The organism is Microbacterium sp. AK031, from assembly GCF_024807145.1.
Classification (GTDB): domain Bacteria; phylum Actinomycetota; class Actinomycetes; order Actinomycetales; family Microbacteriaceae; genus Microbacterium.
This window is the reverse complement of the sequence record NZ_JANUCA010000001.1, coordinates 492,325-505,540: the sequence shown is the minus strand read 5'-3', so window position 1 is coordinate 505,540 and position 13,216 is coordinate 492,325. Positions and strand designations below refer to the sequence as shown.

Genomic DNA, 13,216 nt, shown 5'->3' with positions numbered 1-13,216 from the left:
CGGAATTTTCCGTTCGGGCCGTCGTCGCTTACCCTCATGCCATGGCTTTGGGGAGGATGCGACGGCGCACCCGCGCGACGGCGCTGTTCGTTGTGTTCGCGGCGGCAGCCACGGCCATCGTCCTCGGCGTCTGGCGCCCTTGGGTTCCTGCGCCGATCGAATCTCCTGTTCTCGCGTCTGAGGAGGTCGTCACTGTGGCTCCTGCGCCGCTCGTGATGCCGGAGCATCCGCGTGTCTTCGTCTTCGGAGACTCATGGACCTACGGCTCCGCGGCGAGCGACCCGACGCTCGGATATGCGTACCTGCTGGCGGATCTGCTGGGCGGCGAGACGACGGTAGACGGCGTGCGCGGAAGCGGATATCTGAAGCCTGGTGTCGACGGGCCCACCTTCGGTGAGCGAATCGCTGCGCTTGATCCATCGCTCGATCCCGACCTCGTGATCATCCAGGGGTCGATCAACGATCGCGCCGCGGGCGCTGCGGGATATCGCGAGGCCGTGACTGCGGCGTGGGACGCGCTGGCTGCGACGTATCCGGACGCCACGATCGTGGTGCTGGGGCCGGCGCCGCACGAGCTGCCAGTCGGCGACGCGACAGCGCGCATCGATCAGGATCTCGCAGCTCTCGCGGGCGGCCGAGGCTGGTGGTACATCTCCCCCGTGCAGGAGGATTGGATCACCGATCAGAACTACCTCGCCGTGATCGACGTCGACCTCGGCACGAAGCATCCGTCCACCGACGGCCATCGATACCTCGCTGAGAGCGTCGCTGCGGCGCTTGCCGAACTCGTGGCCGCTCCCGTGACCGAGGCCGGCGGTGCGGAGACGTCGCCAGAGCAGTGATGCGCAACGTGTCATGGCCGCAGGACCGCAACGCGCGAGGCCCGTCCATCTGGACGGGCCTCGCGCGTTTGATCGTGCCCCCGACAGGAGTCGAACCTGCGACCTACGGTACCGGAAACCGGCGCTCTATCCACTGAGCTACGGAGGCGTACCGAACGACGATATCACTGGTCGGGAGTCATCAATTCACTCGTCCGCATACTCGGGTCTTCTTCAAGCTCCGCCTGCCGGGCGCGAAACCGAGACAGGATCGTGGCGGTCAGAAATCCCGCCAGCCTGTTGAAGCTCCATGCCAGGCACATGAGAACCCCGACTCCGACCATCACGCTTCCCACGAGCAGCCCCAGTCCTAGTGGCAGACCGAAGAACGCGAATACGATCGAGCCGTTGTCCATGTGGTCAGAGTACGGCCGATCTCACCTGGTGCGGGATGATTCCCGCACGCGCTTGACCTTCAGCCAGGGTGAGAGTCGATCATGGGACCATGAGGCAGTCCCAGGAGTCCGACCGCCGCGAGGTCGAACAGCCGCCGTTGCAGACGATCAGTGCGTTCGCTCGCTCAGCCGGCCTGAGCGCGAGTGCGCTGCGTCAGTACGGGGAGACCGGTCTGCTCGCACCCGCCGACGTCGAAGAGCGAACTGGATACCGCTACTACTCGCTGGATCAGCAGCAGCGCGCGATATGGATTCGACGCCTGAGGGATGCCGGGCTCTCCCTTGAACGCATCAGGGCGGTGTTCGAGAGCGACGTCGCCGACGCAGAGGGCATCCTGAACGATTGGCGCGTCGATGCGCGCGAGCGCTCAGAGGTGATCACCGCGCTCGTGGACGATCTGACGCTCGTCCTGCGCGCGCAGATGGACAGCAATCCGGCAAGACGGACGACGGCTCACTTCGATGCGGCAGCCCTGGCATCCGCCATTCGGCAGATCGCGACTGCCAGTGCGGATGCCGATGGGGACGGCAACCATGACGGGGTACTGATCGAGGTCGGTCCCGCATCTGTGTCGGTCGTCGCAACAGACTGCTACGTACTGATGGCTCGGACAGACGTCCCCTCTGTGATCGATGGTCCACCCGCAAGAGTGCGACTCGCGCCGGCGCCGGTGCTCGAGTGGCTTGGACGTCGCAGATCGGCGGATCTCGTCATCGATGTCCCGGCCGGGCGTGACGGCGATTCGGCGAGCGCCGTCAGTCGATTCTGCGACGAACACGGTCAAGAGCTTTCGCTGCCGACTCGAGCGGACCTCTTCCCCAGCGTGGATCGAATGCTCCAGACGGCTGCGTTCTCGCCTACCAAGGCGCTCTTCCTGCTGGATCGAGTGCGGCGCCTCACTTCCGCGCAACAGCGCGACGCTGTGCTCCTCTCTGTCGAAGAGAGCGCGGCACGACTCACCTCGGCCGGCCGCAGTCTCTCAGGAGCCGGCATCGGGGCGCCTATGGCGATCACACTGTCTCGGCCCGTTCTGCGCCGCATCGCCGACGCCGCCGTCGGCCAGGAACTCACGTGCGACATGCACGGCTCCGACCGTGCATTGGTGTGGCGCGCCCCCAGCCAGCCGGACTTCGTCGCACTGGTGATGCCCTGGGCATGACCTCGCTCAGAACGCCGCGTGGATTCAACGCCTGGGTCGCGGCGACGGTCGGCTCAGAACTCGGCTCCGGCATTCTCGCGTTCGCCCTCACCTGGACAGCATCCGGGCTCGGTCCGCACGTCGCGTCGGCGGTGCTCACGCTGACCGTTGCCCCATCCGTAGCGCTGGCGCTTCTCGGCGGCGCAGTCGCTGACAGGTTCGGACCACGTCGTGTCATGATCGTCGGTACGCTCACGATGGTCCTCATCAGTGCGGGCCTCGGCGTCGCGGTGATCCTCTGGACGCCGGCTGCCGCTCTCCTGATGATCACTGCAACGCTTATCGGCACCGTCGCCGCCTTCCAACGGCCGGCAGCGGGCGTCTTCCCACGCCTGTTCGTCGCGGACACTGACCTCGGAACCGCGATGGCTCGAGTCGGGATGGCGAGCCAGTTCGCGCGCACGATCGCTCCTCCGGTCGGCGGGCTGCTGGTCGGACTCGTAGCACTGAGCGGCGTGGCATTCGTGGACGTGCTCGGAGGGATCGTGATGCTGGTCGTGTTGCTGCTGATCAGACCTCCGCGCGCGCATCACCCGGCCCGTGAGGCGATGACTCTCCGTGGGATCGTCACCGGCGTCACGACAGCTCGCAGCACGAACGGTGTCCCAGCACTGCTGGCATGCGTCGCGATCGTCGCAGGCGCCGTCATCCCCGCAGTCCTGCTCGGGATACCTCTCGCCGCACGAGAGCGCGGATGGTCAGCTTCCGATGCCGGTGTCATCGAGGCCGGCTGGATCGCAGGCGGCCTCGCCTGCGGCGCATGGTTCGCGTGGCGAGGGACGGCGGCGAAGGCGTGGCGTCCCATGGCGCTCGGTCCGTTGATCATCGCCCTCGGTCTCGGGCTGCTCGCCGTCACCTCCGACTGGTTCGTCGCGTTGGCAGGCACAACCGCCGTCGGAGTCGGCGTGGTCGTGTTCACCGCTCATGTCTTCCCGACGTACGTTCTGCTCGCACCGTCGCCGATGGTCTCGAGGTTTCAGGCTCTGCTGATCCTCGTGCAGCAGGCGCCGCAGCTCGTCGTGAGCCCGATGATCGGGTTCTTCGTCGCACCGGTCGGGACGGGGCCGGTGCTCGCCGTGTCAGGATTGGTCGCAACGCTCGCGACGCTCATCGTCGTCACCGACAGGGCGTTGCGGACCTTCACGATGAGACGATGACGCAGGGATCATGACGATCACAACTGTTCTGTTCGATCTCGACGGGGTAATTCGGCACTTCGATCCGGATGCCGTGGGCGAGATCGAACGCCGCCATGGCATCGACCCCGGAACCATCGAGGGCTTCGCCTTCGCCGCTCCCCTGCTGCGGGAGGTCACGACCGGGAAGCTGCGCCGGGCGGAGTGGGTCGATCGGATCGCCGAGCACCTCGGCAACCCTGCAGCAGCCGAGGAATGGTCACGGCAGCCGTATCGAGTGGATGCGGAGGTGGTCGCGATCGCAGACCAGCTGCGCGCGGCCGGGCTGCGCACCGCGATCCTCACCAACGGCACGGACACGATCCCTGCCGAGGCCGAGCAGATGAGACTCCATGATCACTTCGAGGCCGTGTTCAACTCCGCCGAGATCGGCCACGCGAAGCCTGACGCCCGCGCATTCCACGCGGTTCTCGACGAACTCGACGTCGTCCCGCACGAGGTCTTCTTCACCGACGACTCACCCGGCAAGCTCGTCGGAGCCAAGGGCTTGGGCATCTGGACCCACCTCTACCAAGGAGTCACAGGACTGCGCAGGGTGCTCCAGGCGCACGGCATCCTCGCCCCGCTGCTCGAAGCGTGACGACCCTGACGTCGTTCGATCAGATTCACTCTGCCCGAAGACGATCGAGCGCGGCTTGGGTGGCAGCCGCTGCAGCACGCGCCTCTTCGACGCGCGCCCCCGCCTCGGCCAGACCGCCGTCGAGCGCATCCCGCTCTCGCCTGGCACGATCTGCTTCCTGACCAGCTCGCGCGAGCTCCGATTCGAGCTCGCCAACCCGGTCGTCCAGCCGATCGACCTGATCGCTCAGTTTCTTCGAGGTGCGGTCGAGTTCATCTCTCTCGCGCTCTGCCTGGGCGAGCGCAGTCTCCGCTGTGCGCAGTGCGCGTTCGGCGTCCTTGCGCTCCCTTCGCGCTTTCACCTCATCCACGGGGATGCTCGGCGAGGTCACGGGAGCGTCCCCAAGACCTCCAGCGACGGCATCCACGAGTTCGGCCGAGTCGCCGCCGACCTCGAGCGGTCTCACCAGCCTTCCGGATGCCACCGCTGCTGCCGCATCGGCGTCGAACATCGCCGCGTTCAATGTCTGTTCCACGGCATCCGCCGTCGACCGCGTGATGGACTCGCCATGCTCTGCAGCAAGCTCTTCCGCCTGCTGAGCGAGGGCACGGATGAGCGCGCGTCGCTGACGATTCAATTTCGTGAGCGCCGCTGCATCCAGCTCGGCTTGTGCCTCGCGCAGCTCGCCGGCGAGATCGAGCGCCTCTCGGAGACTGCTCACGCGCTCGCGCGCGAAGAGGTTCACCACCCACGCGGCCAGCAGCGGTTTGCGGAGAGCGCGGACCTGGGCGGCCAATCGCGCATCGTCCAGTTCCTTGGCGCGAGCATTTCGCGCCTGCGTGAACTCCTGGGGCGGGAGCGCATAGAGTTCGCCGGCGATGTCGTCAATCGTCATGTGCGCCTTCGCTCCCATCGCCCCATTGTGCCCCGAACGGCTGACCGGCAACCACCGATGTAACGTCGCCCGCCTCACGCTCTACGATGGAACCGACGATCCCGACACCCACCCACAGCACAATCGAGGTTCGAGACTTGCAGTACATCTCCACACGCGGCGGCACACTCGGACAGTTCAGTGATGTCCTCCTCGAAGGACTCGCACCCAACGGCGGCCTCGCCGTCCCTGAGACGCTGCCACAGCTCAGCGCAGACGACCTCGAGCGCCTGCGTCCGCTCAGCTACTCAGAGCTCGCGACCGAGATCATCGGCCTCTTCGCCACCGATATTCCGCGTGAAGACCTCGCCCGCCTCACCGCGGCGGCATACGGTGGAGGCAAATTCGCGGCTGAGGAGATCGTCCCGCTCAGCGAGATCGGCGAGGGCATGACGCTCGTCGGCCTGTCAGAGGGTCCGACGCTCGCCTTCAAGGACATGGCGATGCAGTTCCTCGGTGAAGCGCTGGAGTATGTGCTCGAGAAGAGCGACCGGGTGCTGAACGTGCTCGGCGCGACCTCGGGCGACACCGGATCAGCCGCCGAGCATGCCCTCCGCGGCCGTGACCGCGTCTCGATCTTCATGCTCTCCCCGCAGGGCCGGATGAGTGCGTTCCAGCGCGCACAGATGTACTCGCTGCAGGACGAGAACGTGCACAACATCGCCGTCGAGGGTGTCTTCGACGACTGCCAGAACCTCGTCAAGCGCCTCGCGACCGACCTCGAGTTCAAGCGCGCCCACAACCTTGGCGCCGTCAACTCGATCAACTTCGGTCGCATCTCGGCGCAGATCGCCTACTACGTGTGGGCGTGGCTGCGCGTCACGGATGATGTGGCCGAAGGCGAGCGTGCGGACTTCGAGGTCTCGTTCGCGGTGCCATCGGGCAATTTCGGGAACATCCTCTCCGGCCACTACGCGAAGAGCATGGGCGTCCCGATCCGCAAACTCGTGCTCGCCTCGAACGAGAACAACGTCCTCGACGAGTTCTTCCGCACCGGACACTACCGTCCGCGCAGCGCCGCGAACACGCTGGCGACGTCGAGTCCTTCCATGGATGTCTCTCGCGCCTCCAACCTCGAGCGGTTCGTCTTCGATCTGCTCGGGCGCGACCCCGAGCGCACGGCCGCGGCCTGGCACGAACTCGAGGAGCGCGACGAGATCGACCTCTCCGGCGAACTCGACCGGTTCGCGTCCGAATTCGGAATCGTCAGCGGCACCAGCGCGCACGCCGACCGCATCACGACGATCCGCGAGTTCTCCGAGAAGAACGGAGTGATCCTCGACCCGCACACCGCAGACGGCGCGAAGGTCGCCCGCGCACACGTGGAACCCGGCATCCCGATGCTGGTGCTCGAGACGGCGAAGCCCGCCAAGTTCGCAGATCTCATCATCGAGGCGATCGGCACGACGGTCGAGCCGGATGCTGAGACGCAGTCGATGCTCGACGCCCCGCAGCACGTGACGAAGATGCCGCACGACGAGCAGCAGCTGCGGGCGTACATCGCAGAGCGTGCCCTGGGCTGATCCTCAGCATCCGACTTGACATTGCCCGTGATGAACCCCCGAAATCCTTCTGTCAAAGGCTCGGGCTCGCTCCGAGGGCGCCCTATCCTCGGATCATGCCGGACAAGACCGACTTCAAGAAGACGATCGACGCCTACCGCGCCCGAAAGGGCCGCTTCGACATCATCGACGTGCCCGAACTGAACTATCTCATGATCGACGGGCACGGCGACCCGAACAGCTCGCCCGAGTTCAGCACTGCCGTCGAGGCCCTCTACCCGCTCGCCTACACGCTGAAGTTCGCCAGCAAGCGCACTCTGGATCGCGACTACACGGTCATGCCGCTCGAGGGCCTGTGGTGGGCTGACGACCACGCCGCGTTCACCGACTCCCGCGACAAGTCGAAATGGGATTGGACGCTGATGATCATGCAGCCCGACTGGATCGATCACGAGATGTTCGCGGATGCCGTCGCCACCGCCTCCGCGAAGAATCCCGACGCACGGGTGCACGAGGTGCGGTTCGGCTCCTACGCCGAGGGCCGGTGCGTGCAGACGCTCCACGTCGGAGCATTCGATGACGAGGCACCGGTGCTCGCCGAGATGCACGACGTGTTCATCCCCCAGAACGGCCTGCAGCTGACGGGGAAGCATCACGAGATCTACTTCAGCGACCCCCGCAAGGGTGCACCAGAGCGACGACGCACGATCCTCCGCCAGCCGGTTGCCGCTGTCTGAGCCGGTCAGTTCATCGCGACGGCCACCGCGGTCACGACGACCGCGAGCAGCGGCAGCCCGCCCTGCATAGCCGCGGACTTCGCCATCTTCACATTCGACAGCACCAGCACGAGCGCGGCGGCGAGCATCATCGCGGTGCCTGCGAACACAAGGGTGAGCCCGACCGTCGTCAGCCCGGAGAGCAGCAGGGCGATACCCAGCAGCGTCGCGAGAGCGAGGAACAGGTTGTAGAAGCCCTGGTTGAAGGCCAGCGACTTGGTGGTCTCAGCATCCGCTTCGCTGGCCACGCCGAAGATCTTGCGCGTCTCGGGCTCCGTCCATCTCAAAGACTCGAGCGCGAAGATGAAGACGTGGAAGGCAGCGGCAGCCGCCGCGAGGACCAGACCGAAGATGAGCATGGGTTGATTCTTCCACCTGGCGCCGTCAGATGAGGAAGATCGGCAACAGCCCCGGATTGTGCGCGTGCACGAGCACCGCGAACACCACGGCGTCGAACAGCAGATGCACCGTGACCACGTAGGCGAGCGAGTGGGTCCGCAGGAAGATGTACCCCTGCAGCAGTGCGAACGGAATGGTCAGCACCGGCCCCCACTCGCGGTACCCGAGCTCCCACAGGAACGACACGAACACGATCATCTGCAGCACGTTCGCGAGCGCATCGGGGAAGTGCCTTCGCAACAATGCGAAGACCGTGCAGATGAAGAACAATTCATCCCAGATCCCCACCGCACCGACGCCGACGAAGAGCCGCGCGATCAACTCCGGGCTGTCGACGACCGGCCAGTTCAGATATACGCCGCTGGTGATGAAGTAGAACGGCAGGATCAGCCAGCCGAGGACGAGCACGGCGATGAGCCATCCCCACTGCAGCCGTCCCCACCGACGATGCGTACGCCATGGGAAGCTGATCGCCCTGTCGCGAAAGACGAACCGCGAGATCGCATACGGCACTGCCACTGCACCCCCGAGGGCGAGTGTGAATCGCAGCATCGCCATGTTGTCGAGCTCGGCAGCGAGCGGGATCACGCTGACGATGAGCAGTCCGAGCGCGATCAGCGAGAGATCGCGAGTAAGCGAAGGGGCGGATGCCGTCACCGCTCCTCGCTCGATCAACCAGGCCGTGCCGACGCCGGCCGCGAGCAGCGCCCAGCCCAGCCAGGTCCACTCCGCGACGAAGAATGCCGGAGCCGCGAGGCAGACGAGCAGCGCCGGGACCACCGATGGCGCCCAGGCGACCGCGGTACGCGTCATGCGCGCGTCTTACGTCGATACAGGAGTTCGCGGATGTCGCGTCCCTTGGCGATGCCCTTCCGTTCGAACGCCGTCATGACCCGTCCGTCGAAGCGTTCGGCCCATTCGCCCTCGAACGCACGCTCGAACTCCGGCTCGGCATCCAGCACTTCGCGCATCTGCAGCGCGTAGTCCTCCCAGTCCGTCGCGAGCCGGAGCAGGCCGCCGTCCTCCAACGCGCGTGCGGCAGCGTCGCCGAAGCCCGCACGCACCAGCCGCCGCTTGGTGTGGCGCTTCTTGTGCCAGGGGTCCGGAAAGAAGATCCAGACCTCGGATGCCGAGCCCTCCGGCAGGTAGGAAGCGAGGATCTCAGGGGCATTGGCCTCGACGAGTCGAAGATTGCGAACCCCGACCTTGTCCGCGTCGAGCATCGTGCGGGCGAGTCCGGCTCGGAACACCTCGATCGCGAGGAAGTCGTCGTCCGGCCGTGAGACGGCCGCGGAGATGATCGCGTGCCCCTGCCCTGACCCGATCTCGACGAACAGGCGCGCGTCGCGGCCGTATTCGGCCACCGGATCCATGCGTGCATCGGCGTGCACGCTCGTGGAGGCGATGCCACGCGGGACATCCAGCAGATACTGCGGGGCGAGCTCATCGAAGGCACGATCCTGTGCGTCCGACATCCTCCCGCTCCGGCGCACGAACGAGACCGGTTCTTCACGGAAGACGGGGGTTTCGGGCATACCTCGATCTTAACCGGCGGGCCTGCGTGTCTCAGCGCCCGGCGGGCTCGGTGACGAAGTCGATCAGCTCCTCGACCCGGCCGAGCAGCGCCGGCTCGAGATCGCGGTACGTGTGCACTTTGCTCAGGATGTGCTGCCAGGCGCGACCCGTGTCACCCTGCGCCTCGTGCGGCCAGCCGAACGAGCGACAGATGCCCGTCTTCCAATCCGTGCCGCGTGGAATCTCTGGCCAGCGGGAGATGCCCAGCGTCTTCGGCGTCACGCACTGCCAGACATCGATGAACGGGTGCCCGACGATCTTCAGGTGCCGGCCATGCGGTCCGCGCATGATCGCATCCGCGATCCGTGATTCCTTGGACCCCGGCACAAGATGATCGACCAGCACGCCGTAGCGTCGTGTGGCGCTCGGGGGCTCATCGGCCAGCATCTCTTCGAGCTTGTCGAGACCCTGCAGGAACTCGACGGCCACGCCCTCGACCCGCAGATCCGCGCCCCATACCTTCTCCACGAGTTCGGCGTCGTGCTTGCCTTCGACCAGAATGCGGCTGGGCAGCGCGACGCGCGCGCGCTGGTCGGCGACCGCGAAGGATCCGGATGCTGTGCGCTTCAGCGCCTGCTTCGACGGAGCCGGTGGAGTGAGGCGCACTGGTTCTCCGTCGATCAGGAACCCGCCGCCGAGAGGGAACAGACGCTTGCGGCCATGGAAGTCCTCGAGCTCGACGTTGCCGCCCTGAACTCGTGTCACTGCTCCGCAGAAGCCGTCCTGAGCCACCTCGACCACGAGGTCATGCTCGGCGGCGACGTCCGGAACCTGCTTGGCTCCGCGGTTTCGCCATCCGTTCGCGAGCACATCCGAGCCGTACCTGTCGTCCATGCCTTCCAGCGTATGTGCCGTCACGTTGCTTCCCGGCGGCGACACAGACTCTTTCCCTAGAGTCGCTATCGTCGGTCGCCGGTAGTGAATAGACTCGATGCGCATGGGGCAGCGAGCAGCCCCGGAGGGAGCACAATGCGGACTCGTATGACGGTCATGCTGGGGTTGATCGTGGCGATGTTCGCTTCGGGGTGGGTCGGATCGGTCGCAGTCGCGACGCCCCCGGTGACGCTGAGCTCCGAATTCGTGACCGATGAGGCCGGCGTGCTGACATCCGGCGAGCTGGATTCGGCCAACGCGCGCCTGTCTGAACTCTCCAACGCGGGCGACCGCGACCTCTACGTGGTGTTCGTCGATGAGTTCACGGATCCCTCCTCCAGTAGCACCTGGGCCGACGAGACAGCGATCGACAACGGTCTTGGCGTAGAGCAGTACCTCATCGCCATCGCAGTGGACTCGAGCCAATACACGATCTCTGTCGATGACAATGCGTCACTCAGCGACGCTCAGCTCGACAGCATCCTTGAGGCCATGGAGGCACCTCTGCGCGCAGGCGACTGGGACGGCGCCGTCATAGCGGCCGCAGACGCCTTGCCCGGTCAGTCCGGCGACGCGGGCGGATTCCTCGGAATCCTCATCGCACTCGTCGTGGTGGCGATCGTGATCGTCGTCATCGTGCTGATCGTCCGATCGCGCAGGACGAAGCGGGATGCTGCGCGCCCGACAGCCCCAGATCCGAACGATCCATACGCCGCTGTGAGCGACGAAGACCTGGCGACGCAAGCCGGCAGCGCCCTCGTGCAGGCCGACGATGCGATCACATCGAGTCGCCAGGAGGTCGGCTTCGCGGTCGCCCAGTACGGCGAGGATTCGACCGCGGCGTTCACACAGGTCGTCGATGCCGCACAGGCGAAGATCGCGGAGGCATTCGCACTGAAGCAGCAGATCGACGACGAAGTGCCTGACACCGCCGAGCAACGCCGCGCCTGGCATATCCAGATCATCCAGTTGTGCGATGCGGCAGACGATCTGCTCGACGAGAATGTCGAAGCCTTCGAAGAACTGCGCAAGCTCGAAGCGCAGGCGCCCCAGGCTCTCGAGCGGCTCACGGCCCGTCGTGCAGCGGCCGGGCAGGCGCTCGCCGCTGCCCCGGTGGCTATGGCCGCCCTCTCGCAGAACTACGACGCGGCAGCTCTCGCGACCGTCGCGGAGAACCCCGCACAGGCGCAGCAGCGGCTGTCGCTCGCCGATTCCGAGATGGCCGCGGCTGCTCAGCTCATCGCCGCCGGCAAGAACGGCGAAGCGGCCTTCGCCATCCGCACCGCAGAAGCCGCTGTCCAGCAGAGCGAAGAGCTCATCGCCGCAGTGACGCATCTCGGCGCCAACCTGGCGGCTGTGGAAGAACAGGCACGTGCGCTCATCGCCGATCTCGAGGCTGATCTCGCCGCAGCGGCGGCGATGCCCGACTCGCAGGCGCAGCTGGCGCCGCTCATCGCACGCACCAGGACGAACATCGACAGCGCGCAGGAGAACCTGCAGGCGGCCCAGCGCAACCCTCAGAAGGTGCTCGAGACCCTCGACTCGGCGAACACGCAGATCGACGCCGCGCTCGGACAGGCCCGTGAAGCATCCGCACTCGCACAGCGCACACAACGGATGCTGCAGCAGAGGCTGGCTCAGGCTCAGGCACAGATCTCCGCAGCCAACGACTTCATCTCGACGCGCCGCGGTGCGATCGGCGCAACGGCCCGCACCCGGCTCGCGGAGGCGAACGCGGCATACTCAGAGGCTGTGGCGGCCCAGACTACGGATCCGGCGTTGGCCACCGAACGCGCGACCCGCGCTGCGGCCCTCGCCGGTGAAGCGATCTCGTATGCACAGAGCGAGGTCTCCTCTTTCAACAGTGGCGGCTGGGGAGGCGGCGGGTGGAGCGGCGGCGGCTACAACCGTGGCAGCGATCTGGGCGGCGACATCCTCGGCGGCATCCTCGGCGGCCTGATCAGCGGCGGCGGCTCGAACCGCAGCAGTGGGGGCGGGTGGAGCGGTGGGAGCAGCAGCTGGCGCTCCAGCGGCAGCAGCCGCAGCAGCCGCCCGTCGAGCTTCGGCGGCTCGCGCAGCGGCGGATCCCGCAGCGGCGGGCGCTCACGAGGGGGGCGCTTCTAACATCGCTCCCCTGTTCTCACGACGTAACCGACCCCAGACCACTCCGTCTCAACCGAAAGGAAACATCATGACCAAGCAGTCCATCTTCGGTCGCATCTCCACCCTGGTGAAAGCCAACGTCAATGCGATGATCGATTCTGCCGAAGACCCGCAGAAGATGATCGACCAGCTCGTCCGCGACTACACCAACAATGTCGCAGACGCAGAGGCGGCCATCGCCGAGACGATCGGGAACCTGCGGCTTCTCGAGCGCGACCATGAAGAAGACATCCAGTCCGCGAAGGACTGGGGCAACAAGGCCATCGCCGCGAGCCGCAAGGCCGACGAACTGCGCTCGGCAGGAGACGCCGCCGACGCGGACAAATTCGACAGCCTCGCGAAGATCGCGCTGCAGCGTCAGATCGGTGCAGAGCGCGAGGCGACCGGCGTAGAGCCGACCATCGCCGCGCAGACCGAAGTGGTCGACAAGCTCAAGAGCGGCCTGAACGGTATGAAGGACAAGCTCGGCGAGCTGAAGAACAAGCGCAGCGAACTGCTCGCCCGCGCCAAGGTCGCAGAGGCACAGACCAAGGTGCAGGACGCGGTGTCCTCGATCAACGTCCTCGACCCGACCAGCGAACTCGGTCGTTTCGAGGACAAGGTCCGCCGCCAGGAGGCGCTGGCCCAGGGCAAGGTCGAACTTGCAGCTTCCAGCCTGGATGCGCAGTTCGAGAGCCTGGACGATCTCGGCGAGCTCACTGAGGTGGAGGCTCGGCTCGCCGAGCTGAAGTCCGGCGCGCGACAGTCGCAGCTCGAGTCCTGAG

The 13,216-nt window shown here is 66.1% G+C and carries 14 protein-coding genes and 1 tRNA gene; 8 read left to right on the top strand and 7 right to left on the bottom strand.

Annotated elements, in window-relative coordinates:
* Positions 1-41 precede the first annotated feature (41 nt).
* Positions 42-842: an SGNH/GDSL hydrolase family protein gene (locus tag HDC95_RS02345; protein WP_259061569.1), complete on the top strand. Its 801-nt coding sequence runs from the start codon at positions 42-44 to the stop codon at positions 840-842.
* Positions 843-917: 75 nt separating this feature from the next.
* Here the strand turns inward: HDC95_RS02345 and HDC95_RS02340 are convergent.
* Both HDC95_RS02340 and HDC95_RS02335 read right to left on the bottom strand, forming a co-directional pair.
* Positions 918-990 (bottom strand) — tRNA-Arg (locus tag HDC95_RS02340).
* A gap of 16 nt (positions 991-1,006) precedes the next feature.
* Complete coding sequence (locus tag HDC95_RS02335; protein WP_259061568.1) at positions 1,007-1,237, bottom strand: hypothetical protein; 231 nt, start codon at positions 1,235-1,237, stop codon at positions 1,007-1,009.
* Between the two features lie 89 nt (positions 1,238-1,326).
* Between HDC95_RS02335 and HDC95_RS02330 the strand changes: the two genes are divergently transcribed.
* Genes HDC95_RS02330 through HDC95_RS02320 form a run of 3 tightly spaced genes read left to right on the top strand, consistent with a single transcriptional unit; the run spans position 1,327 to position 4,251 of the window.
* Positions 1,327-2,436 (top strand): MerR family transcriptional regulator, encoded by a 1,110-nt coding sequence (locus HDC95_RS02330; RefSeq protein WP_259061567.1) that lies wholly within the window; start codon positions 1,327-1,329, stop codon positions 2,434-2,436.
* Complete coding sequence (locus tag HDC95_RS02325) at positions 2,433-3,632, top strand: MFS transporter (protein ID WP_259061566.1); 1,200 nt, start codon at positions 2,433-2,435, stop codon at positions 3,630-3,632. Before HDC95_RS02330 ends, HDC95_RS02325 begins: the two co-directional genes overlap by 4 nt.
* Before the next feature lie 10 nt (positions 3,633-3,642).
* A complete protein-coding gene (locus HDC95_RS02320) occupies positions 3,643-4,251 on the top strand; it encodes an HAD family phosphatase (RefSeq protein ID WP_259061565.1) in 609 nt (202 codons plus the stop codon).
* A 25-nt stretch (positions 4,252-4,276) separates the two neighbouring features.
* Here HDC95_RS02320 and HDC95_RS02315 read toward each other — a convergent pair whose 3' ends face one another.
* Positions 4,277-5,125 carry a transposase gene (locus tag HDC95_RS02315; RefSeq protein WP_259061564.1) on the bottom strand — a complete coding sequence of 283 codons (849 nt, stop codon included), beginning with the start codon at positions 5,123-5,125 and terminating at the stop codon, positions 4,277-4,279.
* A gap of 137 nt (positions 5,126-5,262) precedes the next feature.
* On the opposite strand from HDC95_RS02315, the gene thrC reads away from it, so the two are divergent.
* Positions 5,263-6,687: a threonine synthase gene (gene thrC, locus HDC95_RS02310; RefSeq protein ID WP_259061563.1), complete on the top strand. Its 1,425-nt coding sequence runs from the start codon at positions 5,263-5,265 to the stop codon at positions 6,685-6,687.
* 95 nt (positions 6,688-6,782) lie between these two features.
* Positions 6,783-7,403: a GyrI-like domain-containing protein gene (locus HDC95_RS02305; protein WP_259061562.1), complete on the top strand. Its 621-nt coding sequence runs from the start codon at positions 6,783-6,785 to the stop codon at positions 7,401-7,403.
* Positions 7,404-7,408: 5 nt separating this feature from the next.
* On the opposite strand, the gene HDC95_RS02300 is transcribed toward HDC95_RS02305, so the two are convergent.
* The 4 genes from HDC95_RS02300 to HDC95_RS02285 are packed head-to-tail and all read right to left on the bottom strand — an operon-like array spanning position 7,409 to position 10,250.
* The gene (locus HDC95_RS02300; protein ID WP_259061561.1) at positions 7,409-7,801 is read right to left on the bottom strand and encodes a DUF1304 domain-containing protein; all 393 of its coding nucleotides are present in this window, start codon (positions 7,799-7,801) and stop codon (positions 7,409-7,411) included.
* Positions 7,802-7,826: 25 nt separating this feature from the next.
* On the bottom strand, positions 7,827-8,654 hold the full coding sequence (locus HDC95_RS02295; protein ID WP_259061560.1) for a CPBP family intramembrane metalloprotease: 828 nt from the start codon (positions 8,652-8,654) through the stop codon (positions 7,827-7,829).
* Positions 8,651-9,376: a tRNA (guanosine(46)-N7)-methyltransferase TrmB gene (trmB, locus tag HDC95_RS02290; protein WP_259061559.1), complete on the bottom strand. Its 726-nt coding sequence runs from the start codon at positions 9,374-9,376 to the stop codon at positions 8,651-8,653. The genes HDC95_RS02295 and trmB overlap by 4 nt, the downstream gene beginning before the upstream one ends.
* Positions 9,377-9,407: 31 nt before the next feature.
* A complete protein-coding gene (locus HDC95_RS02285) occupies positions 9,408-10,250 on the bottom strand; it encodes a DUF3097 domain-containing protein (RefSeq protein WP_259061558.1) in 843 nt (280 codons plus the stop codon).
* A gap of 147 nt (positions 10,251-10,397) precedes the next feature.
* On the opposite strand from HDC95_RS02285, the gene HDC95_RS02280 reads away from it, so the two are divergent.
* Positions 10,398-12,413 (top strand): TPM domain-containing protein, encoded by a 2,016-nt coding sequence (locus HDC95_RS02280; RefSeq protein WP_259061557.1) that lies wholly within the window; start codon positions 10,398-10,400, stop codon positions 12,411-12,413.
* Between the two features lie 67 nt (positions 12,414-12,480).
* Positions 12,481-13,215 carry a PspA/IM30 family protein gene (locus HDC95_RS02275; RefSeq protein ID WP_259061556.1) on the top strand — a complete coding sequence of 245 codons (735 nt, stop codon included), beginning with the start codon at positions 12,481-12,483 and terminating at the stop codon, positions 13,213-13,215.
* Position 13,216 lies beyond the last annotated feature (1 nt).

Bases quoted from the DNA above. Each gene is read 5' to 3' on its own strand.
- HDC95_RS02275 (WP_259061556.1), top strand. From the start codon at position 12,481: ATGACCAAGCAGTCCATCTTCGGTCGCATCTCCACCCTGGTGAAAGCC.
- HDC95_RS02315 (WP_259061564.1), bottom strand. From the start codon at position 5,125: ATGACGATTGACGACATCGCCGGCGAACTCTATGCGCTCCCGCCCCAG.
- HDC95_RS02325 (WP_259061566.1), top strand. From the start codon at position 2,433: ATGACCTCGCTCAGAACGCCGCGTGGATTCAACGCCTGGGTCGCGGCG.
- HDC95_RS02285 (WP_259061558.1), bottom strand. From the start codon at position 10,250: ATGGACGACAGGTACGGCTCGGATGTGCTCGCGAACGGATGGCGAAAC.
- trmB (WP_259061559.1), bottom strand. From the start codon at position 9,376: ATGCCCGAAACCCCCGTCTTCCGTGAAGAACCGGTCTCGTTCGTGCGC.
- HDC95_RS02345 (WP_259061569.1), top strand. From the start codon at position 42: ATGGCTTTGGGGAGGATGCGACGGCGCACCCGCGCGACGGCGCTGTTC.
- HDC95_RS02330 (WP_259061567.1), top strand. From the start codon at position 1,327: ATGAGGCAGTCCCAGGAGTCCGACCGCCGCGAGGTCGAACAGCCGCCG.
- HDC95_RS02305 (WP_259061562.1), top strand. From the start codon at position 6,783: ATGCCGGACAAGACCGACTTCAAGAAGACGATCGACGCCTACCGCGCC.
- HDC95_RS02295 (WP_259061560.1), bottom strand. From the start codon at position 8,654: ATGACGCGTACCGCGGTCGCCTGGGCGCCATCGGTGGTCCCGGCGCTG.
- HDC95_RS02320 (WP_259061565.1), top strand. From the start codon at position 3,643: ATGACGATCACAACTGTTCTGTTCGATCTCGACGGGGTAATTCGGCAC.
- HDC95_RS02300 (WP_259061561.1), bottom strand. From the start codon at position 7,801: ATGCTCATCTTCGGTCTGGTCCTCGCGGCGGCTGCCGCTGCCTTCCAC.
- HDC95_RS02335 (WP_259061568.1), bottom strand. From the start codon at position 1,237: ATGGACAACGGCTCGATCGTATTCGCGTTCTTCGGTCTGCCACTAGGA.
- HDC95_RS02280 (WP_259061557.1), top strand. From the start codon at position 10,398: ATGACGGTCATGCTGGGGTTGATCGTGGCGATGTTCGCTTCGGGGTGG.